17 protein-coding genes are annotated in these 23,090 nt (G+C 45.2%); 6 read left to right on the forward strand and 11 right to left on the reverse strand.

Annotated features, from left to right (window positions below):
- Positions 1 to 110: 110 nt before the first annotated feature.
- Entirely contained in the window at positions 111 to 1,265 is a 1,155-nt protein-coding gene (locus AB6E51_RS08970; protein WP_017066809.1) for a sugar diacid recognition domain-containing protein, read from the reverse strand.
- Positions 1,266 to 1,396: 131 nt separating this feature from the next.
- On the opposite strand from AB6E51_RS08970, the gene AB6E51_RS08975 reads away from it, so the two are divergent.
- The 6 genes from AB6E51_RS08975 to AB6E51_RS09000 all read left to right on the forward strand — a co-directional run bounded on the left by AB6E51_RS08975 (position 1,397) and on the right by AB6E51_RS09000 (position 7,807).
- Positions 1,397 to 1,765, forward strand: coding sequence for a YacL family protein (locus AB6E51_RS08975; RefSeq protein WP_019824378.1), 369 nt, complete (start codon positions 1,397 to 1,399; stop codon positions 1,763 to 1,765).
- A gap of 238 nt (positions 1,766 to 2,003) precedes the next feature.
- On the forward strand, positions 2,004 to 2,342 hold the full coding sequence (gene glnK, locus AB6E51_RS08980; RefSeq protein WP_004738200.1) for a P-II family nitrogen regulator: 339 nt from the start codon (positions 2,004 to 2,006) through the stop codon (positions 2,340 to 2,342).
- 27 nt (positions 2,343 to 2,369) lie between these two features.
- Positions 2,370 to 3,599, forward strand: a complete 1,230-nt coding sequence (locus tag AB6E51_RS08985) for an ammonium transporter (RefSeq protein WP_017059420.1) — start codon at positions 2,370 to 2,372, stop codon at positions 3,597 to 3,599.
- Between the two features lie 296 nt (positions 3,600 to 3,895).
- On the forward strand, positions 3,896 to 4,909 hold the full coding sequence (locus AB6E51_RS08990; RefSeq protein WP_017059419.1) for a Fe(3+) ABC transporter substrate-binding protein: 1,014 nt from the start codon (positions 3,896 to 3,898) through the stop codon (positions 4,907 to 4,909).
- 244 nt (positions 4,910 to 5,153) lie between these two features.
- Positions 5,154 to 6,779 (forward strand): iron ABC transporter permease, encoded by a 1,626-nt coding sequence (locus AB6E51_RS08995; RefSeq protein WP_017059418.1) that lies wholly within the window; start codon positions 5,154 to 5,156, stop codon positions 6,777 to 6,779.
- Positions 6,779 to 7,807 carry an ABC transporter ATP-binding protein gene (locus AB6E51_RS09000; RefSeq protein ID WP_065584918.1) on the forward strand — a complete coding sequence of 343 codons (1,029 nt, stop codon included), beginning with the start codon at positions 6,779 to 6,781 and terminating at the stop codon, positions 7,805 to 7,807. Before AB6E51_RS08995 ends, AB6E51_RS09000 begins: the two co-directional genes overlap by 1 nt.
- Positions 7,808 to 7,957: 150 nt before the next feature.
- Here the strand turns inward: AB6E51_RS09000 and AB6E51_RS09005 are convergent, their stop codons facing one another.
- The 10 genes from AB6E51_RS09005 to AB6E51_RS09050 all read right to left on the reverse strand — a co-directional run bounded on the left by AB6E51_RS09005 (position 7,958) and on the right by AB6E51_RS09050 (position 22,595).
- Entirely contained in the window at positions 7,958 to 9,370 is a 1,413-nt protein-coding gene (locus AB6E51_RS09005) for a phosphoglucomutase/phosphomannomutase family protein (protein WP_371724358.1), read from the reverse strand.
- Between the two features lie 74 nt (positions 9,371 to 9,444).
- Positions 9,445 to 11,850: a GH36-type glycosyl hydrolase domain-containing protein gene (locus AB6E51_RS09010; RefSeq protein WP_017066806.1), complete on the reverse strand. Its 2,406-nt coding sequence runs from the start codon at positions 11,848 to 11,850 to the stop codon at positions 9,445 to 9,447.
- Between the two features lie 128 nt (positions 11,851 to 11,978).
- Entirely contained in the window at positions 11,979 to 13,940 is a 1,962-nt protein-coding gene (locus AB6E51_RS09015) for a beta-N-acetylhexosaminidase (protein WP_372057932.1), read from the reverse strand.
- 12 nt (positions 13,941 to 13,952) lie between these two features.
- Complete coding sequence (locus AB6E51_RS09020) at positions 13,953 to 14,837, reverse strand: N-acetylglucosamine kinase (RefSeq protein WP_102331935.1); 885 nt, start codon at positions 14,835 to 14,837, stop codon at positions 13,953 to 13,955.
- 2 nt (positions 14,838 to 14,839) lie between these two features.
- Positions 14,840 to 16,561: a glycoside hydrolase family 9 protein gene (locus AB6E51_RS09025; protein ID WP_372057931.1), complete on the reverse strand. Its 1,722-nt coding sequence runs from the start codon at positions 16,559 to 16,561 to the stop codon at positions 14,840 to 14,842.
- A gap of 98 nt (positions 16,562 to 16,659) precedes the next feature.
- Positions 16,660 to 17,655, reverse strand: coding sequence for an ABC transporter ATP-binding protein (locus AB6E51_RS09030; protein WP_136973785.1), 996 nt, complete (start codon positions 17,653 to 17,655; stop codon positions 16,660 to 16,662).
- Positions 17,656 to 17,742: 87 nt separating this feature from the next.
- Positions 17,743 to 18,726: an ABC transporter ATP-binding protein gene (locus AB6E51_RS09035; protein WP_048605693.1), complete on the reverse strand. Its 984-nt coding sequence runs from the start codon at positions 18,724 to 18,726 to the stop codon at positions 17,743 to 17,745.
- Positions 18,727 to 18,728: 2 nt separating this feature from the next.
- Positions 18,729 to 19,754, reverse strand: coding sequence for an ABC transporter permease (locus tag AB6E51_RS09040; RefSeq protein WP_017056648.1), 1,026 nt, complete (start codon positions 19,752 to 19,754; stop codon positions 18,729 to 18,731).
- A 2-nt stretch (positions 19,755 to 19,756) separates the two neighbouring features.
- Entirely contained in the window at positions 19,757 to 20,743 is a 987-nt protein-coding gene (locus tag AB6E51_RS09045) for an ABC transporter permease (protein ID WP_017059409.1), read from the reverse strand.
- Positions 20,744 to 20,912: 169 nt separating this feature from the next.
- Positions 20,913 to 22,595 carry an ABC transporter substrate-binding protein gene (locus AB6E51_RS09050; protein WP_017056650.1) on the reverse strand — a complete coding sequence of 561 codons (1,683 nt, stop codon included), beginning with the start codon at positions 22,593 to 22,595 and terminating at the stop codon, positions 20,913 to 20,915.
- Positions 22,596 to 23,090 lie beyond the last annotated feature (495 nt).

The raw sequence follows: 23,090 nt of genomic DNA on the forward strand, positions 1-23,090 counted from the left end.
ACGATGTGTCATTTTCGGCAAATATAAAGATATAGGGTTGGTAAGTCTTTGTCATTCTCTACAAATAAGTGCTCAAATCGGTCCTTTTAAATTGTGCAGTTGCACATTTTTTAGCTCGACCAGTGGAATAGATTTATTGCAATGTAGAGTTGAAATAGATCGTCTATATTGTTGATATTTAATGATGTTATTTGGTTTATCTTGTCTGTTCGATAGCGTAGCGTATTGCGATGGATATGTAGTTCGTTACAGGTGAGAGCTGAATCACAGTTCTGCTTTAAATATGTCTTCAAAGTTTTGATCAGTATCCCTTTACTGTCCTGTTGTTGAAGATGTAGGTAAGACTGCTCCAGTTGCTCACGAATCCATGGATCTTGTAACAGGCTACTCATAATGGCCGGCAGTCGATAGTCTTGATAGAAAAACATGTCTCCGGGGCGGTTACCGACACTGCGCATAGTGAGCTCAGCGGTATCATATGAGCGTGCTAAACCAGAAAGTCCGGTAAAGTAATCCCCAAGCGCAATCTTGATTTGAAACTTAGCTTCTTTCTTTATTCTTTTGAGTAGCAATTTCACGCGCTTGGCTTCTGCATCCTTGGACCAGCTGTTCCCTATCAGGGTTATAGGCTTGAGTACCACCACTTCGTTTTGTGAAACAGACAAGATACCGACTAAATTATCGCGCTCGGGATATTCAAGTAAATGTACTAATTGCTGTAAGTTTTCCAATGAAGGCGCAGTGTCTCCTATCGGTAACACCTTGACGATGGCGGCAATCCGCGGTTGTGCAAGGTCGAGATCCAGACGCTGTGCGATGGATTGCAGTTGCATGTCATTAAGCGTGCTACCTCGGATTAATTGCAATACCAATTCTTCACGATGCCTCTTATTCCATTCTACTTGAGACATAAGTACAGCTTGTTCAACAATAAGCTCAGCGGTCATCTTCACCAGCTCACCAAAATGATGAACTTGCTGCAGTGTCCCAGAAACCCCAATCGCCCCAATGACATTATCCTGAAATAGAATCGGTAAATTAACTCCAGGCTTAACCCCTTTTAGGTGTTCGGCAGTGGCTTCGTCAATATTAACGACTCGTGATTCGGTGATGGCAAGTACCGCTCCTTCATGTTTTTGGTATAAGCGAGTAGGATCACTGGATCCAATAATGCGACCTTTATTATCCATCACATTAATCGAGTGTGGGATGATCTTCATGGTTCGTTCGACAATTTGTTTGGCAATCATTTCGTTCAACTGCATAGAGCCCTCCTCTTCATTGACTGTGTAGGTTGGATCGTAACGATAAATTCGTCAATACGCTCGTTTCTGACAAGACAATGGTATACTCAGAAATAGTATCGCTTGAGTATTAATGCAGTATAGGTTGAGTTATGGAGTTTGAATTTACTAGAAACACTCTAATGGGTGAATACTATGTGAAATGCAGCATGGGCCATGAGATTGTTGGCCGTTGGCTTCAAGAAGAGATCGGTAAAGATAAGCAAAAATTAGATCATGTGATGGCGTTGATTGAGCAATCTCGACAGGACTTGAGCAATGAAGTGACGTTGCTTGGCAAAGAGATTAGCCTTGCGATTAATGAAGACGAAGTAACGATTCAAGAAAACGTGTTAGCGCATGAGCAAGAGATGGAAGAGGGCAGTGAGTTCGACTTCTATAACTGTGAAAGCCAAGCAAGCTGTGGAATCGACGATTTCGAACTGCTCATCGAACGCTGGATGGATTTTTTAGGTTACTAGTCCTAAGACCTATTTGTTAGTCATTCAGAGCTTTGAAGGCTCCGTTGCCCAAAACTGGAGCAATAAGAGCATCGCGCATTAAGATAGTGAAAAGGCTGCACCATGTTGGTGCGGCCTTTTTCGTTATTACGACCTTATTATCTTCATCTTATTTAAAATCAAGCACTTAACTTTTTGGCACGCTACTTGGATTGTAATAAGAGAATTAACGGATTAAGTAAGAATTTAAGGAACGAATATGAAATTAATAAATGCCATTGTTAAGCCATTCAAATTAGACGATGTACGCGAAGCGCTCTCTGATGTGGGTATTGAAGGTATGACTGTTTCTGAAGTGAAAGGCTTTGGTCGTCAGAAGGGACACACTGAATTGTATCGTGGTGCAGAGTACCAAGTGGATTTCCTACCAAAGGTGAAGCTAGAGATTGCTACCCAAGCTGAGAATGTTGACCGAGTTGTTGAAGCGATTAGCCAAGCGGCACACACCGGAAAAATCGGCGACGGCAAAATTTTTGTGTATGACCTAAGCCAAGCCGTACGAATTCGTACTGGTGAAATGGATGCTGAAGCACTTTAAAGAATTACAAGGACTGGAGACTTTAATATGGAACTTACAACAACAGTAACGGAACTACGTTACGCACTAGACACTTTTTTCTTCCTCATTTCAGGTGCGTTGGTAATGTGGATGGCAGCAGGCTTCGCGATGTTAGAAGCTGGCCTAGTTCGTTCAAAGAACACCACAGAAATTTTAACTAAGAACATCTGTTTGTACGCAATTGCTTGTACAGCTTTCTTAGTGGTTGGTTACAACATCATGTATGTCGACAACGGTGAAGGCGGTTGGTTGCCATCATTTGGTACTCTAATTGGTACACAAGGTGAAGGCGCAGATCACTCTCTAGAATCAGACTTCTTCTTCCAGGTAGTATTCGTTGCAACAGCAATGTCTGTAGTATCTGGTGCGGTTGCTGAGCGTATGAAGCTTTGGTCATTCCTAATCTTCTCTGTAGTACTAACAGCGTTCATTTACCCTGTTGAAGGTTATTGGACTTGGGGCGGTGGTTTCCTATCAGAAGCGGGTTTCAGTGACTTCGCAGGTTCAGGTATCGTACACATGGCTGGTGCAGCAGCAGCGTTAGCTGGTGTTCTACTACTCGGTGCTCGTAAAGGTAAATACGGTAAGAACGGTGAAATCTACCCGATTCCTGGTTCAAACATGCCACTTGCAACGCTAGGTACATTTATCCTTTGGTTCGGTTGGTTCGGTTTCAACGGCGGTTCTCAACTGATGGTTTCGGATTTTGAGAACGCAACAGCAGTAGGTCAAATCTTCCTTAACACCAACGCAGCAGCAGCAGCAGGCGCAATTGCAGCACTACTAGTATGTAAAACAACTTGGGGTAAAGCAGACCTAACAATGATTCTTAACGGCGCGTTAGCTGGCCTAGTAGCAATCACTGCAGACCCTCTATCACCATCACCTCTATTTGCTGTAGCGATTGGTTCGGTATCTGGTGCATTGGTTGTATTCAGCATTATCGCTCTAGACAAAGCTAAGATTGATGATCCAGTAGGTGCTATCTCTGTACACGGTGTATGTGGTTTCTTCGGTCTAATGGCTGTGCCACTAAGCAACGCTGATGCAACGTTTGGTGCTCAGCTAATGGGTGCAGCAGTCATCTTTGCATGGGTATTCGGTGCTAGCCTAGCAGTATGGGCGGTGCTTAAAGCAACAATCGGTATCCGAGTAACGGAAGATGAAGAACTTGAAGGTATGGACATGCACGATTGTGGTGTCGGCGCTTACCCTGAGTTTGTATCAGTAAAATAATCAACAGTCGTCGCCTAATCTGAATGGGTTAGGTTGGACAAAGAAAGCCCCGCAACTCTTGTTGCGGGGCTTTGTTGTATTTACGGTTGCACAATATATAAACACGAACGTTGAAGTTAGGCTCATTGTTTAAGGGGGAACGACAAGACACAAAGTTGAAATGGTTTGTTACAAAAGTGAGAGTTTGAATGGTCTGAGTAGACGGATTTTTTGTTGGTCGTCATTGTAATTATGTTAATGATGAATATAATAACGCAACTGATAGACATTATCATTTCGATATAAAGGATTTTACAATGAAGAAACTGCTAACACTTTCAGCTCTAGCGTGTGGTGTAATTGCTCCGACAGCAATGGCTGCGGAAGAAGTAAACGTATACTCTTACCGTCAACCTTTCCTTGTTGAGCCAATGTTCAAAGAGTTCACAAAAGAGACTGGTATTAAAGTAAACGTTAAGTTTGCTAAAAAAGGTTTAGCAGAGAAGTTAGCTCAAGAGGGTGAATACAGCCCAGCTGACGTTGTCTTAACTGTAGATATCAGCCGTCTATCTGAATTAACTAAACAAGGTCTAGTTCAATCTGTAGAGAGCGATGTACTTGAAAAGAACATCCCAGCTCAATACCAAGATACAGATAACGAGTGGTTCGCTCTAACAACTCGTACACGTAGCGTTTATTCTTCACGTGACCGTGTTGGTCGTCTAGGTGAAGAGTTCACTTACGAAGATCTAACTAAGCCTGAATTTAAAGGCAAAATCTGTACTCGTAGTGGTAAGCACCCATACAATGTTTCTCTAGTATCTTCGATGATTGCTCACAAAGGTGAAGCTGAAACGAAAGAATGGCTAGAAGGCGTAAAAGCAAACCTAGCACGTAAGCCTCAAGGTAACGACCGCGCGCAAGTTAAAGCGATTAAAGAAGGTCTATGTGATGTTGCTCTTGGTAACAGCTACTACCTAGGTAAGATGGTTAATGATAAAGAGCAAAAAGCTTGGGCTGACTCTGTTTACATTAACTTCCCTAACCAAGAGACTACAGGTACTCACGTAAACATCTCTGGTATGGCAATGGCTAAATACTCTCCAAATGAAGAGAATGCCGTTAAGCTGATGGAATTCCTATCTGGTGACACAGCACAAAGCATGTACGCAGAAGTGAACTACGAATACCCAGTGAAAGCAGACGTTAAACCTTCTGAGCTTGTTGCTTCATGGGGCGAGTTCAAAGCGGATACTATTTCTCTAGACGAAATTGCAAACCACCACGCGGCTGCAATCAAGCTATTAGACGAAGTTAAGTTCGATCTATAATTTATTACGGTAGGCTTCGGCCTAAGTAAAATGACAACCTCAAGTCGCCATTTTGGCTACTTGGGGTTGTTTGTTATTGGAAAATCACTTTTTGATACAAAGCACCCCGTTGATCCCTTGAGTTATTAGCATCTCACCTTGAAGTCATTAGAGTATATGGGTATAAATAACCCCACCATTAAAAGGATATGAGATGTATTTGCAAATGCATTTGTGTTTCATTAAGCCTCGTTGTAGTTAGGCGATGAAAGAAAAGAATTATTTATGGAACACCAGTAGCGGCATTATTGCTGTATTACTGGTTTTACCGATCTTAGCGATTTTTACGACGGCTGTTGGAGAAACAGATGAGCTATTTTCTCATCTGATGTCCACAGTGATGCCTACCTATGCCTACAATACGGTGGTTTTAGTCATAGGAACCATGTTCCTGTCTTTAGTTTTTGGTATTCCGTCGGCTTGGGTTATGGCAATGTGCCGTGTTCCGGGAGAGCGTGTTTTGCAGTGGGCACTCGTCCTGCCATTAGCAATGCCAGGCTATATTGTTGGCTATATCTTTACCGATTGGTTCGACTTTGCCGGCCCTGTTCAGGTTCTACTGCGAGATCTTACTGGGTGGGGACCCGGTGAGTATTGGTTCCCGGATATTAGAACCTTATCCGGCGCTATTATTGTTCTGTCTCTCGTTCTCTATCCTTATGTTTATTTGCTGTGCCGCGCGGCATTTATGGAGCAAAACGTCTCCTTATTACAATCTGCTCGTTTGCTAAAATGCTCGCCTTGGGAAAGCTTCCGTCGTATCTCCTTACCACTTGTTCGTCCATCAATGGCGGTCGGTTTATCGCTTGTTGCTATGGAGACCATCGGTGACTTTGGTACCGTGAGTTACTTTGCGGTAAATACTTTAACGACTGCGGTTTATGATACTTGGCTAGGCTACTCAAGCTTAACGGCAGCTGCGAAAATATCGGCAATCATGCTGGTTATCGTGATCCTACTGTTGAGCTCAGAGCGATACAGTCGCCGTAAGCAGAAGCTATTCCAGAATCAGTTCAGCAGCCGCGAAGATTTTCGTTACGACCTTTCTGGTTGGAAAAAATGGCTGGCACTATTCTGGTGCTGGGGATTAGTTTGCGTTGCGTTCTTATTCCCTCTTGGCCAGCTCATTATTTACGCCTACAAATATTTTGCTCAAAGCTGGACCCCTGAATTCAGAGAATATGCCATCAACAGCCTTTACGTTTCGGTAGCTGCTGCGATTATTGGCGTGATTATCGCGATGATTGTTAACTTTAATCAACGCGTTAGTCCGAGTAAGAAAAATCAGGCTTATATGCGTCTCGCTTCGATGGGCTATGCCGTTCCAGGCACCGTGTTAGCGATTGGGGTGATGGTACCTGTTTTGTTCATGGATCACTTGGTCAATGACATTGCGAAAGTGATGGAGTGGGGGCGACCTGGTTTGATCTTCTCTGGCTCCATGTTCGCGCTAATCTTTGCCATGGTCGTACGTTTCTCAGCAGTGGCAATTGGCAGTATTGAAAGCAGCTTGAGCAAAGTATCCCCTTCATTGGATATGGCTTCTAAAACCATGGGCTGCAATACCAACCAGATGTTACGTCGTGTTCATTTACCTTTGATTAAACGTGGCGCATTGATCGCTGGCTTACTGGTGTTTATCGAATCAATGAAAGAGTTGAATGCGGCATTGCTGCTGCGTCCTTTCAACTTCGAGACATTGGCGACTTATGTTTATAACTATGCCTCAGATGAGCACCTAGAATTGGCGGCGATGCCTGCTGTATTATTGGTGTTGGTGGGTTTAATTCCTCTGATCATCGTAAACCGTTCCTTGGAGCAGAAAAACTAATGAGTTGTGCATTATCAATTAAAGATCTGACTTGTAAGTATGAGTCGCAAACCATTTTGGAAGCGCTCTCGTTAGAAGTTGAGCATGGTGAAATTGTTTGTCTTCTTGGTGCGAGTGGCTGCGGTAAAACGACCTTACTGAAGGCGATTGCAGGCTTACTTCCATTAAGTAGCGGTGTGATGAGTTTGAACTGTCAAACCATTGATGATGGCGAGAATTGGTTGCCACCAGAGCAGCGTAACATTGGTATGATTTTCCAAGATTACGCCCTGTTTCCGCATCTGACGGTAAACCAGAATGTCGGCTTTGGCTTGAAAGACCTTTCTGAGCAGCAAAAGAAAGACAAAGTTCAAGAGATGCTGGAGCTGGTTCACTTAGGTGAGTTCGGTGACCGCTACCCACATCAACTTTCAGGTGGTCAACAGCAGCGTGTCGCTATTGCTCGTTCTTTGGCGTACAAGCCAGACTTGCTACTGTTAGATGAACCATTCTCAAACATCGATACTCAGGTTCGTCATGAGCTGATTTCTCAGATTCGCAAGATTTTTAAGAAGCAGGGTGTTACAGCTATCTTCGTAACTCACAGCCGTGAAGAAGCGTTCGCATTTGCAGATAAAATGGCAGTAATGAACCATGGTGTGATTGAGCAGTATGGTTCGGCATCTGAGTTGTATTTCCATCCTTCAAGTAAGTTTGTTGCAGACTTTTTGGGTGGCGGTAGCTACCTCAATGCACAGCGTATTTCGGAGCATGAATTTGAAACCAGTTTGGGTATGGTTGAAGCCAAACCGCAAACGGAGATTGAGTTCGGCAATACATGTGAGCTTCTGCTAAGGCCCCAGCATATCCAAGCAAGTTACGAGCAAGATAGTGCTATTTCGGTGCTAGAACAGCAATTTATGGGTGATCACTGTCGTTATGTAATCGAAGCGCATGGTCAGAAGTTATTAGCAACCTCGTCAGAAGCACTTGAAGTGGGTATGCCGGTCAACGTAAAAGTCGATACCAAAGGCGTATTGGCTTTTTAAAGAGATATAACGCGATACTAATCGTTACAAGAATCGCGATAAAAAAGCCCAGCACTTTAATCAAAGTACTGGGCAAGAGTTCTTCACTTATAGGCTTTAACAAGGCAGTGATTTGTTAAGTCCCATACAAAACTGCTGCACTCTATAAGCCTATAGAGAGAGGAAGTCTTTCACTTTTTGAAGAACACGTTCTGCAGTGTCTTTATCTTCCATTTCTGCGAAGATTCGTAGTAACGGCTCTGTTCCTGAGAAGCGAGCAATCACCCAGCCGCCATTCTTGAAGTACACCTTGGCACCATCTTCATAGCTTACTTTTTCAATTTCGTATTCAAATTCAGGCAGTTGCTTCTCGACGTAGATCTTAGTGTAAAGCGCTTCTTTCTCTGAAGGTTTAAACTTACAATCGCCTTCTGCGGTGTAGGCATAGCCATATTTAGAGTAAATCTCATCAAGTAATTCAGACAACTTCTTGCCTGTCACACTGATCATCTCAACCAGTAAGCTTGAAGCAAATACGCCATCCTTACCTTTGATGTGACCACGAATGGTTAAACCACCTGAACTTTCGCCACCAATCAGAGAGTCATCGGCCTCCATTTGTGAGCTGATATGCTTAAAGCCTACAGGAACCTCAAAGCTCTTCTCACCATGATCTGCCGCGACTTTATCCAGTAGATGTGTGGTTGCGATGTTACGAACGACAGAGCCCTTCCAACCTTTGTATTCCAGCAAGTAGTAGTAAAGTAGGAGTAGTACTTCGTTAGGGTGAATGAAGTGACCTTTCTCATCGATGATTCCCAAACGGTCGGCATCGCCATCAGTACCAATACCAATGTCATAGCCTTCTGCTGCAACTAAGTGCTTCAAGCGATAGAGCGTTGCTGCGCTAGGAGAAGGCATTAGGCCACCGAAGTCTGGGTTTTTACCATCGTTGATTACGTCGACATCACAACGACCGTTGATAAGAACCGTTTGCAGAGCGTTTTTCGCCACACCAAACATTGGGTCGATCAGCACGCGTAGATTCGCTTTCTTAATCGATTCAATATCGATGGCATTAATGATGGAATCAACAAAGGCGTTCATCGGGTTGATGATTTCGATCTCTTTGTCATTCAACGCTTGCTCGAAATCGACACGAATAATATCTTCGTTGGTCAGTGTTGCGATTTGCTGTTCGATCTTCTCTGTGATGATCTCATCAGCATCACGGCCACCTTCAATGAATACCTTGATGCCATTGTAATCGGCTGGGTTGTGAGAGGCGGTAATACACGCCGAGTAGGTGCATCCCATCTCTTTTGCTTGGAACATCACGATAGGTGTTGGAACAAACTTATCGATGAAGCTTACTTTGATGTTGTTCGCCGCAAGTACTTCTGCAAACCAACATGCGGCTTTATCGGAAAGGAAACGACGGTCATAGCCGATCACAAACCCATTCTTGGCTGCATCTTCGTTGTTGATGATGTTAGCGAGTGCTTGCGCTACCAAACGGACGTTTTCTCTAGTGAACTCCTCACCAATGAAAGCGCGCCAGCCACCTGTACCAAATTTAATCATTAGAAAATCCTTTTAGTCTCATTGTCTCAAGCCTGTAAAGACTTGAGACAAGAGCTGTTCGTTAAATTGCGTGACTAGCCTAGAACAACGACAACATCGTTCACGCTGCCTTCTGCTTGTACTGGGATTGCGCCTTCAACTGACTCACCATTGATAGTGATAGAGGCAACGCCTTTGCTTACTGCATTCGGGTTTTGCACTGTGATGTTGTAAGTAGCGCCACGCCATTGACGAGTAACCTCGAACTCTGGCCAATCCGTTGGGATACAAGGATCAACCGTTAATCCTTCGAAGCCAGTACGAACACCTAGAATGAAGTTGGTTACCGCAAAGTAAGCCCAACCAGAGGTGCCTGTTAACCATGGGTGGTTTGCACGGCCGTGGTCTTGGTGGTCTTTACCCATGATGAACTGCACGTACGAGTATGGTTCTGCGTAGCGTGTTTCAATCATGTCATTTTGGTTGTATGGGTTCAGTGCGTCGTAGAATTTCATCGCACGGTCACCACGGCCTAGCTTCGCTTCTGCCACCCAGGCCCATGGGTTAGGGTGAGAGAAGATTGCGCCGTTCTCTTTTACGCCTTGGTAAACGCGAGTTACGAAGCCGATATCATCGTTTGGTGTTGCAAATGATGGAGAATTTAGGTGTAGGCCGTATTCAGAGAATAGGTTCTCATCGACTGCGTCCATCGCTTTCTCACCGCGTTCTTGAGATACCGCACCAGATAGAACGGCTAGCGTGTTTGACTCAAGGTGTACACGACCTTCAGCTTGTTGAGCGGTACCGATCTTGTCGCCATTTTTAGTTAGACCACGGATGTACCAGCCGCCTTCGTCATCCCAAAGGTGCGTTTCACACGCTTCGCGAACGTTAGCTGCCATTTCAGTGTATTTCGCAACATCAGCATCGTTATTACGGAACTTAGCAAGATCTAGGAATTCTTGTAGCGCCCAGAAGTGTAGGAATGAAACCATTGAAGATTCACCACCACCTAGGTTCAAACAGTCATTCCAGTCAGCTCGAAGACCTTTACAGATACCCGTTTGACCCACGTATTCAGCAGAGAAGTTCAGTGCCGCTTTCATGTGTTCATAAACTGTCGCCTCGCCACCGTCTGCGTATGGAATCACTTCATCGAAGAAGTCGTGCTCACCGGTTTCCATTACGTATTTGATAATGGTCGGAACGATCCATAGGTGGTCATCAGAACATGTGTCTTCAATGCCGTGGATCTTGTCGTCATCTGACGGTGTTGGAACAACTGTTGGTGATTTTGATGGCTCAACGTCGGCTTTCTCTGGATCGAACCAGTCAGGATCGAACAAGTGTAGACCGTAGCCCGCTTTCACTTGGCCGCGAAGCAGGTCGATAATACGTTTCTTGGTCATTTGTGGGTTGGCATGGGGTACTGAAATAGCATCTTGAGCCGTATCACGGTAACCAAGACCAGTACGACCGCCAACTTCGATGAATGATGCAAAGCGTGACCAAACCACACAGGTTTCCGCTTGGTATAGCGTCCACGTGTTGATCATTGTGTCTAAGCCTTCGTTTGGCGACTTAACTTGGAATTTGTTGCAACGCTCGTCCCAGTGATCTTTGATGCCTTGGAAAGCGGCGTCTACGTTTGCTGTGTCTTGGTACTTCTCACGTAGGCGTTCACCGTTGCCTTTACCGATACCGAGTACATACGCAAAGCGAACTTCTTCACCGGGTTGAATCGTAAATTGCTTGTGCAGAGAACCACAATGGTTGTAACAAGTTTGAGCGCTGTTAGAACACTTACCGTTTTCAACCGCAATTGGATTTGCTTCATCACGGTACATACCAAGGAAGTTGTCACGTTGGCCATCGTAGCTGTCTGGTGAGAAAGTTGAAGCTAGGTAGTAGAAGCCTTCAAAGTCGTTAGTGTTGTAGTACAGGTCGTATTCCAGAACACCTTCTTGGTAAGACGTGCCCGCAGAGTACAAAGACATCTGATGGTTTTGATTGTCTGATTGAATATGGCTGAAAGAGAACTCAACAAACGAGAAAGTGCTGATAGTACGTGGCTTGTCAGTGTTGTTCTTTAATACAACGTCCCAAACTTCTGCATCTTCACCCTTAGGTACGAATAGCGTCTTGGTTGCGGTAATGCCGCTGTATTCACATTTGAACTTTGAGTATGACAGGCCGTGACGAACCTCGTAGTTCGCTTCATCTAGGCTCTTGGCCACTGGTTGCCAAGAGATAGACCAGTAATCACCCGTCTCATCATCACGCAAGTAAACATAGTGTCCAGGACGGTCAAAGGTGCCGTTTGGACGGAACTTAGTAACACGGTTGTATTCCGGAGAGTTGTAGAACGAGTAACCGCCCGCATTGTGCGAAATCACGGTACAAAACTTTTCAGTACCTAGGTAGTTGGTCCAAGGTGCTGGTACATCAGGGCGAGTGATGACGTATTCGCGATTGTCGTTATCGAAATAGCCGTATTTCATTGTCATTTCCTTTTTAACAAACTGCATCTATGCAGCTAATTTTTAAATAGTGATGCTGAGTCGTATCTAACTGAGCACCTTAATTTGAGTCAGCAACCACTCGATATGAGTGTCGCTTTGGTTTTGTTTTATTGAGCTTTCCAAGGGTTGCGATAGTCAACATTGAGTCTGTCGAGTAGCGGCAAGTGACCCTTTAGGCGAGACAGGTAATCTAGCCAGTTTCGGTTGTTTTTATGTGTCCAACATCCTTCAGCTAAAGCGCTAATTCTTGGAAATACCATGTAATCCATACGCTTTTGGTTGGTGACGATCTCACACCATAGAGCACACTGAATTCCGCGGATCCGCTTACGAATTGGGTCGGTGTCGGATATCTCAGCAAGTGCTTCGTAGGTATAAGCTTGTTCTAATGGGATAACGGCAGCCCAATCTACGCCCGGTTCTTCCGGTGCATAATCTTGGGTCATGTCGAGATAGGTAAACTGTGCAGGTTGCAACACCACATCAAAGCCTTGGCGAGCGCAATTGACAGCCGCTTCTTCACTGAGCCATGAGTAGATGATGGTCTCTTTACTCACTTTGTCGCCGTGCTGTGCTTCTTCCCAGCCGACCATGCGTTTGCCGAGTTGCTTAAGCTTGTTTTCGGCATAGCGGAATAGGTGACCTTGTAGGTCTTTGCTGTCTTGGTACTGGTGTTCTTTCATCAACGCTTGAGCAGCAGGGCTGTTGCTCCACACTCCCGGTGGCACTTCGTCTGCACCCATGTGAATTAATTCGCTCGGGAACAGCTCTGCGACTTCTTCAATAACTGCATCTAGAAATTGGTAAGTGCCTGGTAAACCTGGGTTTAGGACGTTGTCGTTGTAGTGCTGAATGCTTTTGTATTGAGTAGTGTCAGCTTGCTCTACCAACATGTCAGGCAGTGATTTGATTGCGGCACGGCAGTGTCCCGGAATATCGATCTCTGGGATCACCGTGATGCTGCGTTGCTCTGCATATTCAATGACTTCACGAATTTGTTGTTGCGTGTAGAAGCCGCCGTAGTTTTCCGCAATGTGGGTATATTGCGGCTCTAGTGCATGATCAGGGCCACGCCAAGCGCCAATTTCTGTTAGCTGTGGCAGGCTCTTTATCTCAATTCTCCAACCTTCATCGTCAGTTAGGTGCCAATGAAATACGTTGAACTTGTAGTGCGCCAGTTGATTGATTAAACGCTTCACTTGCTCTACTGAGTGGAAGTGACGAGCGCAGTCCAACATCATGCCGCGGTACTTAAAGCGCGGTTGGTCGGCTATCTTGCAACATGGTAGAGAGAAGTTCTCTGCGTCCAGTTGTTGAACTAGTTGAATCAAGCTTGCCACAGCGTGTGTAAAGCCCGACTGGCTGCCTGATTCAGCAATAATCTGTTGTGCAGTGATGGTCAGTTTGTATTCGGCTTCATCTAACGTCGGGTTGCTGCGAAATAGAATGTTGCCGCTTTCGTCTTTTGAAAGTTCAGCTGAAAGCGCGGTCGAAAGAGACAGCTCAAAGGTCGAGAGCAACTCTTGCTGGAACCAAGAGACTGCCTTATCAGCAAGATGAGATTGAACCTCAATTCTGCAGTCGTTATTTAGCGCGAAGTTACTTAGCGCGAAACTACCTTGCTGAAATTCGATCTGATTAGGCTGAGGAATCAATGCAATCTCAGCAGCGTTAACTTCAGGTATTTGATTGCGTTCACGGTATGGCGAAGCCAGTACTATGGGTGATATCGCGACAGGCAGTACCGATGTTTCTCCATCATTATGTGACTGGATAAAGGCATCGTTAAGGCCATCAGAATAGAAGCGGAATGGTGCGCTTTGAATACTGAATTCAAGGTAGTAATGGTTGTTGGCCTTTAACACTGACGAACTTGGTGTGAATGAGCAAAAGCTGCCAACTTGAGTCAGCTCTCCTTGCGATAAACTCTCTGGAAGGATGAAACGATCAAATGCAAAGTGCAGAGACCAATCTTTTACGTCGAGGTCACTTAAGTTATGTACCGTAAGGCCAAATCGGCAGTTATTTTTTTGTTCAGAAAGAACAGCTAAGTCGATGCGATAATTCATATAACTTCCCTGCTAAGCCTGTTGATACAAGTTGTGTTGTGGTTTTCCGGCAAACATCAATGCGCCTTCAATAGCGTCGAATTGAGGTTTAACGATCCATTGTTGTACTGGTGGTGATAGCCAGTTGAGAATACGCTCAGCGATACTTCCCATTAAGCACACCTTGTCAGCGCCTTTTCGATGCAGTGCTAAGACAAACATTTCGATATCAGCCGCGGTTTGCTTGAGCATATCGATAGCCAGTTCGTCACCTTCGTTAGCGAGTTGAAAAATAACTGGTGAGAATTGACCGTAATCCTTTGGAATAGCACCTTTTGACCATTCGACAATGGCATCCACATCATTATTAAAGTGATTCATCACATGTAGAGTCAGCGGGGTTTTGTTGCGAATACCGTCTTCTGCAAGCAAGACTTGTTGAATCAAACGTAAGCCCATGACTGCGCCGCCGCCTTGATCTGAAATCGGAAATTCACGACCGCCAACCACATGTTGCTCACCGTCTTTTAGGAAGATACCGCAAGAACCCGTACCACCGATCATGATTGCGCCGTCTTGGCCATTGTGAGCACCAATGCAAGCGCCATAAGCGTCGGTATTTAGTGTCATGCTTGCGAAAGGGTGTGGTTGAGCCATGAAGTCGAACCATGCTGATTTTTGCTCAGCGCCAGCCAGCGCTAGGCCAACATGCATATTTGAAAAATGGTCTGAGTTGAGTTGCCCTTGTTGTGCCGCTTTTGTGATGGCATCAATAATTGAGCTCATCGCAACATCAACACCCAAAAGGATGTTGCCACTGCCACTTTTCGCTTCACCAATCAGTTTGCCTTGAGCGTCACGAATACGAGCACGACAAGAAGTACCACCACCATCAATACCGACGTAGTAAAGAGTCATTATTATTGCTCCTTACGCTGAGCTAAGAAGTTGAACTGTGCAGCGGTTGCTAATAAGAACCACGCACCATGAGGGATCCATTGCTCACCCCAGCGCCAGTTTTGAAGCATGTCATCTTTTTGTGCTGGTGGATTGAACGCAATGTCTTGTTCATCTTCAAAACCAGCTGTGATGCCATTACAGATACCGCCTTTCGCATTGAAGAACCCAAGCTGAGGTAGGTAGTCTGGGTTGTTATGGCCATGACCATCGAGCATGCACATGTGGTATGGGTTGAGGCCCAAGATCCAATCAAGGCTATTTTGTGAAAGCTGGATTAAGCGCTCTTGAAGTTCGCTATCTTTAATGTGCGGTTGAACTAGGTAAGCCATGGTTGCGAGTGAGCCAAGGCGTGCGTTCTCGCCTTGCCACCAGTAACCGGTTTCGTTCTGTTGAGCGACGAAGAAGGCATCACGTTTATCACCATCGACAGATTTAACGTATTGTCTTGGATAGCCAAATGGGTTGGTGACTTTGTCGGTGATGTTGATTTCGAACTGACAAGCTTGTTCAACAACTGTGCGCGCCTGTTCTTTTAATTCAGCATCGGTTTCGTTGTCGATGTATTCACATAGTGCAATCACAGGAAGACCGGCTTCAGCTGCGTGAAAGTATGGACGAGAGCCATCAGAGTTTGCCGACCAGAAGTGCTCAAATGAATCATCGGATTGCTGACGAGAGATTAAACGAGTCGCCCAAGTTCTTGCTTCTGATAGGTATTGCTGGTCTTGTGTTACGCGATACAGCTCATTGGCTGCGAGTAGGGCGCAATACTCATCGATGATGTTCTCTTCACCATCGTTTAGATACTGGAGGTTATACTCTTTTAGATGCCAGTAACCCTTAACCGCCATTTCAAGGTATGTGTGGCTCGAGTAGCTACCAGAGATTTCAAGCTCAGAAGCTGCGGCTAATGCTGCGATAGCAACACCTGCACCTTGTCGGTAGCCCGCTTGTAAGTCCGTTGATTTATGACCTTCTTGAGTCGCATAAGCGCAGATATCGCGTTGGTTGATATCTTTGCTCCATTTGTCGAATACCGTCATATAGAAGTATCCGTCAGCGTCTTGCATACGCACTAAGAAGTCGGCACCGAACAGAGCCTCTTCCGTTAGACGAGTCATGGAGAATTTCGGGAAGTCTGGGTTATGGCCAGTCAAGCGTACGCTTTTTAGCATGTTCCAAACGACCATCGGAATTTGTTGTGGGTTTAGGTAGTTACCATAAGACAGGTGGCTAAAATACTTACTGACATCACCTGATGCGTCATACCATCCACCGTGGACATCGACGTATCGGTCGGTACCTAGAATTTGTGCTTGTCGATCTTTTTTGTCGAAAATCCCGCCACAGCGTTGTGACTTAAAGTAATGAAGCACATCAGAAAACGTGTGGTTCATTAATAGGTTGCTACCAATCTCAAATACTTCTGAACGCAGGTTGTCAAAACGTAGGTAGTAGTGACCAGATTCAGTGACTGAACTGAAATCAATAGTGAAGAATTGCCCTTGATGCCAATTTGCTACGCGGCCTTGTTTAACCACATCAAAATTTCCGACAGTCATATGGTTGTCAGCACAGACGAGTAGAGCCGTAGTGCTTGATAGGCGAGCTTTCTTAGTTTGTAGGATAGCTTGCTTCGGGCCTGTGGACTCATAGCCAATATGGTTGGTCAATAACAGCATCAATATTCTCCGACAGTCCTAGTTTCTATTGGCTAGGTACTTGAATGTTTTGGATATAAATAGTTAGGGTCCGAAGACCCTAACTTGGGTTTTATTGCTTAGCTTTCGTGTAGGTAACAGCGCACAAAGTGGTTATCAGCGAGCTGCGTAACCCCTGGTAGCTGCTCTTTGCACTTATCCATTGCGTGAGTACATCGGCCTGCAAATGGGCAGCCTGCTGATACTGGTGTCCACAGAGGAATCTCACCTTTGTTGCCTGCAAGTTGCTCGTGGATCGACTTCTTAGGATCTGGAACGGCCGAAACAAGCAATTGGGTGTATGGGTGCTGAGGGTTAGCAATCACGTCATCGGTATCGCCCCATTCCACCATGTGTCCCACGTACATCACCGAAAGGTCTTCAGCGATGTAACGAGCGGTTGCGATATCGTGAGTGATGTAAAGCAGAGACATTTGCTTCTCGAACTTCATCTCTTCCATCAGGTTCAAAACACCGGCACGAATCGATACATCAAGCATTGAAGTTGGCTCATCGGCTAGTACAACTTCGGCACCTACCGCGATGTTGCGGGCTAGGTTGACACGTTGACGTTGGCCGCCAGACAGTTGGTGAGGGTACTTCTTCGCCGTCTCTTTTGGTGGGATCAGGCCCACTTGCTCTAAAAGATCGTAAACACGTTCTTCTAGTTCTCTCTTATTGCCCGGGGTTACCTTCTTGTGGATCAACAGTGGTCGAGCAATGTGGTGGAAGATATTGTGTGTTGGGTTCAATGAACCAAACGGGTCTTGCCATACCATCTGCACACCTTCACGGTAGTGCATAAGATCTTTTCTGCTTGAGATCTCTTGGATATCACGACCTTTGTATTCGATCATGCCACCTGAAGGTGCGTACATTTTTGCGATCATTTTTGCGGTTGTTGATTTGCCTGAACCAGACTCACCAACCACTGCTAGGCCACGGCTTTTGTACATCTTGAATGACACGTCGTTAATCGCACGCATCATTGGGGTTTGAATGGTGGTACTGCTTATTGGGAAGTCTTTTACGACATTCTTGCCTTCTACCAATAATTGACCGAAATCTTTGCTCATAATTGTCTCCAGAATCCTTATTCGCTTTGCTTGTTTTTAGGCGGTCGAGCCGCCTTGTTCGTTATTCACGCTGAGTCAGCGTGCAAGCTATAGCTTCCTTTGTACTATTGGGTCACCGTACAGGTGGCAGTTAGACAAATGTCCCGGGTCGATAGAACGCAGCTTGGTTGGCACCTTGGTACACGTTTCATGTACACGGTCACAACGAGCTTGGAAACGACACCCTTCAGGGATCTCTAACAGGTTCAGAGGGTTACCCGGAATACCTGCTAACTTTGTCTTTGGCCCTGTCAGTGGAGGGAAAGAACTTCCCAACCCTTTGGTGTAAGGGTGGTAAGGGTTTTCTAGAATATCTTGAGAGTTAGCTACTTCGATTAGCTCACCTGAGTACATGATGCCGATGCGGTCAGAGAACTCGACCATCAATGACAAGTCATGGGTGATGAACAGAATCGAGAAGCCAAACTCTTCTTTCAGTGCATAGATCTTTTGTAGGATTTCGCGTTGCACAACCACATCAAGTGCGGTTGTCGGCTCATCCATAATGATCAGCTTTGGATTCAGTGCTAACGCGATAGCAATAACCAAGCGCTGACGCATGCCGCCAGAGAATTGGTGAGGATAGTCACTCAATCGGCTCGGGTGAATATCGACGATTTCAAGTAGACCTTCAGCACGCTGCTTAGCTTGCTCGCGAGTCATGTTGGTGTGACGCATGATTACGTCACAGAACTGCTCTTCCATCGGTAGTACTGGGTTGAGTGCGTTCATCGCGCTCTGGAATACCATCGACATCTCACTCCAACGGAACGACTGCATACGGTCATCACTGTATTCAAGGATGTTCTCACCGTTGAAGATAACCTCACCACCACTGATGTAAGCGGGCGGCTTATGAAGACGCATAAGAGAGAAAGCGACCGTTGATTTACCACAGCCAGATTCACCAGCTAGGCCGAATACTTCACCTGGAGCGATGTCGAAACTTACGTTGTTACACGCACGAACATCGCCTGACTCTGTGATGTAATCCACGCATAAGTTGCGGATAGAAATTAGTGGTTCAGACATGATTATTTATCTCCGCTCCAAAGTGCATTTTGTGGTGGTAGTTCTGGTTCACGTTCTTCTTTGTCTTGTGCTGCTAGTTTCTTCCAACGCTTCATGCCTTTGTGAGAACGCAGTTGCGGGTTAGCAATTTCATCGACCGCGAAGTTAAGTAGAGCAAGGCCAGTTACAAGTAGTGTCAGTGCGATACAAGGAGCCAGCAGTTCCCACCAAGCGCCAATCAGCATTGATGAAGAGGTTTGAACGTTGTAAAGCATGATGCCCCAGCTGATTGTGTTCGGGTCACCAAGACCTAGGAACGAGATGGTTGCTTCCATCATGATTGCGTACATCACCGAACCGATGAAGCTTGCGCCAACGATAGAGATAAGGTTTGGCAGAATCTCTACGAAGATGATGCGGAATGAAGATTCACCCAAAACTTCAGCGGCTTTTACAAACTCTTTTTCACGCAGTGCTAAGGTCTGGGAGCGAACAACACGGGCGCCCCAAGCCCAGGACATAAAGCCGATAACCAAGGTTATGGTGAGTGGCCCTGCCTCACCGATAAAGGCTGCTACTACGAACAGTAATGGGTATTGAGGGATTACCAGCATGATGTTCATTGCGGCTGTTAGAACGTCATCGACACGGCCACCGAAGTAACCTGCAGAAACACCAATAACAGTTGCGAGTAAACATACGGTTAGACCCGCACCAAAACCTACAGCAAGAGATACGCGTGCGCCGTATACCACTTGAGACCAAACGTCACGACCCATACGAGTTGTACCTAGTACGTGGTCTGCTTTTTTAGACATGATCAATGTACGACGGTCGTCTGCTAGATTTTGAGCAACCCAGCCATCAGGGTTAGTTTGTGCAGACTTCACCACGAAACCAGGATATTCGTGTGGGTTACCTGTACGCTTGTCTGGTACATGTTTGGTGATTAATGGAGCTGCAATCGCGCCAAGAATAAAAATACTTAGGATGATGACGCCTGTTAGGGCCATCGGGTTACGCCAAATGAGTTTTAGAAAGTCTTTCATGATTATTTACCACCCTTACGAAGACGAGGGTCAAGAACAACGTAAAGCATGTCTGCAACTAGGTTAAAGAACAGCATGAATAGCGTCATGATAAGCAGCTGACCTTGCAGTACTTGGTAGTCACGAGCGTTAATTGCGTTGAAAAGTACGCTGCCAAGACCCGGGTAGTTAAAGATGATTTCGATAATTAACTGACCACCGATTGCCATACCTAGCGACATTGAAAGGGCTGTCACACTAGGTAGCATCGCGTTACGAGCTGCGTAGTTGAATACCACTCGGTTTTCGCTCAGGCCTTTGCCTTTCGCCATGGTGATGTAGTCTTCGGCTAGTAGGTTGATCATGTTGTTACGCATGTTTACTAGGAAGCCACCAATTTGAACAACAGAAGCACAGAACAGTGGTAAGAAGGCGTGGTAAGCGACATCTTTAATGAATGCCCAGCTTGTCCAATCAGGTATAGTACCAGCGGTGTAGGCATACCCTGTTGGGAACCACTTCAAGCCAATTGCAAAGGTAAATAGTGCAATCATCGCGATAACAACTTGAGGAACGGCTTGTAGAATCAGCATCCCTGGCGTTACGAAGGCATCGTACTTACTGCCGCGTTTCCACGCTGCGAAAATACCTAGGATTGAACCAATCGAGAAAGAAAGAATAACTGCGGTGCCGGCTAAGAAAAGCGACCAACCGAATGCTCCACCCAACAGTGTGTTTACAGAAAGTGGGTAGAATTGAATTGATGTACCAAGTTCCCAGCTAAGAATGTTCTTCATGTACGCCACGTATTGAACTAAGTAGCCACCATCAACGAAGCCTAATAGTTCTTTCATTGCAGCAATACGCTCTGGAGTAACTTGTACAGAAGCGTTCGCAAACATCATGGTAACTGGGTCACCAGGCATTGCTCTTGGAATAATAAAGTTTAACGTCGCAGCAACTAATAGCGCGACAAAATAAAATGACAAACGTCTTAAAAAATAACCCATAACTCACACCTTACTCACCCAGATTGTTTCCCTGTTTCTGGATTCAGGTCGCTCCTAGCGAAATTTGGAACGAAAAATCCCCTGACGACTAGCGCCATACTTTCAATTGAGAGTGTGGGGATTTTTATAAGCGGCGTAAGAGGTTACGCCGCAAGGATTGAACGATTACTTATTTAACTGGTTTTAGGTCCAGTACATGAAGTAGACGCTCTGGAATACCAGCCCAAATGTTTGGACGGCCTTTTGGATTTTCTTCGTTCCACCAACCAGTGAAGCGAGTTGTGTTGTATTGGTACATGTAAGCACCAGACATCACAGGGATTGTCACTTGGTCTGCAGCGATGATTTGCTGGATACCGTGTGCAATATCTAGCTGTTCGTTCTTATCAGCTGTTTTGTAGAAGCTGTTTAGAAGACCATCTAGCTTGTCGTTTTTGTAGAAGTGCATTGCGAAACGAGGCATACCATCACCAGATTGTAGTGATGAGTTGTAAGCACTGTTCCAGTACGTGTATGGATCCGCACCGTGGAAGTAGTTTGTGTATGCTACGTCGTATGTACCTTCAAGCATTGCTTGGTTGTAAACAGAGAAGTCAGGTGTACGAGCTTTTGCTTTAATACCGATTTCGTTTAGCTGTTCTACCGCTAGTTGAACTGTGTTGTTGAAGTCAGTCCAGCCGTTTGGCGATTGAATCATTAGTTCGAAAGACTTGCCTGATGGAGTGTCAACAAAACCATCTTTGTTTACATCTTTGAAGCCAGCGTCAGCAAGAAGCTTCTTCGCGCCTTCAGCGTTGTAAGTGTTGAAGCCTTTGTACTTGTCATGAGTTTTTTCATCAGACCAAGCTTCAAACGCGTAGCCAAGACCCGATGCGAAATCGTTTACAGTACCGCCACCGTAGAATGCGATGTCGATGATAGTTTGACGGTCAAGAGCCATAGAGAAAGCACGACGGAAGTCAACGTTGCTCAATGCTTCATGCTTCGCAGCATCAGGGTGCTTGAAGTTAACGATGAATGCCTGTGTACCTGCTGGCGGGTACCAGTAGTGGTGTTTAGGGCTAGCTGCTGCGTATGTACGATCGATATCTGGAACGAAAGAAGACGTCCAGTCCATTTCACTGTTTACAACTTTACCTAGGAATTGGTCGTTGTTCGCAATTTGTGGAACACGTAGACAGTCAACATCTAGGTTGTCTGCATCCCAGTAGTTCGGGTTTGCACACTGGATGTATAGCTGCGCTGTAAACGTATCGATTTCTGTAAATGGACCAGAACCTACCGGGTTCTCATTGGTAAACGTTGATGGATCTTTAACGTCTTTCCAGATGTGCTTAGGTACTACAGGTACTTTAGCAATCTCGTAAGGTACGTTTGAGTTTGCTTCTGTTAGTGTGAACTTAACTTGGTTGTCGTTCAGTTTTTCTACAGAAGTTACCCAAGAGTTGATACCAGATTGGTCAAGCTCTGGCTTCTCTTTTACAAGGTTGAAAGAAAAAACAACATCATCAGCAGAGAAAGTTTCTCCGTCTGACCATTTAACACCCTTACGAATGTCGAAAACAACGCTCATCAGATCATCTGACATCTTGAAGTTTTCAGCTAGACGGAACACTGGAGTGTTACCGTGCATTTCGTTAAATACTACTAGCGGCTCATACATGAAGTCAGTTGTAGTATGTAGGTTAGTAGCACCAAGGTACGGGTTAAAGTTACGTACGAATGTAGTGTACTCTTTCGGGTGAACGGTCAGTTCACTGCGTTCTGCAGCGGTTGCTACTGATGCAAAACCTGTTGTAGCAGTTGCAATAATTGCTGTTGCTATTGCTGTTTTTTTTATATTGGCAAGCATAGCTGTTCCTTACTATTTGCTTTCATTTCACTAATGGATTGAATGTTATCTGTCGCTAAATTGTTTAGTAGATACACACTCTGGTTAAAGGCCTACCTCTTCTTCGTTGCTCCAGATTCATCGTTGATTCTGAGAAGTGGTAAGAGTGGCCTGTAGGCCTTTGGCAGGAGTAAGAAAACACCTTATCGATGAATTAATCAAACTCGTTTCCCGTCAAAAATGTTAAAAACACACAACCCCACGTCATTAACGTCAAAATAGGTTGCTTTGGTGGTTTTTCGTACGCAATTGTTAAAGTGATGTGACTCGCATTTGGTTTTGAGGTTCTTGCAGGTTGTAAGTGATCACTAACTTTAAAGGCTTTTTATTATAATGCCTTCCCCTACGTTGGTATAATTGTAGATCTCGGTCACTTGCCAGTTTTACGTTAAATTTCCCTAGAAAATTAAATCTGCCGTTCTGTTGTGACTCGCTTCTCAAACTGCAACAAAGAGT

Origin of the sequence: Vibrio sp. 10N.247.311.47, from assembly GCF_041467535.1 — a bacterium.
Classification (GTDB): domain Bacteria; phylum Pseudomonadota; class Gammaproteobacteria; order Enterobacterales; family Vibrionaceae; genus Vibrio; species Vibrio crassostreae_C.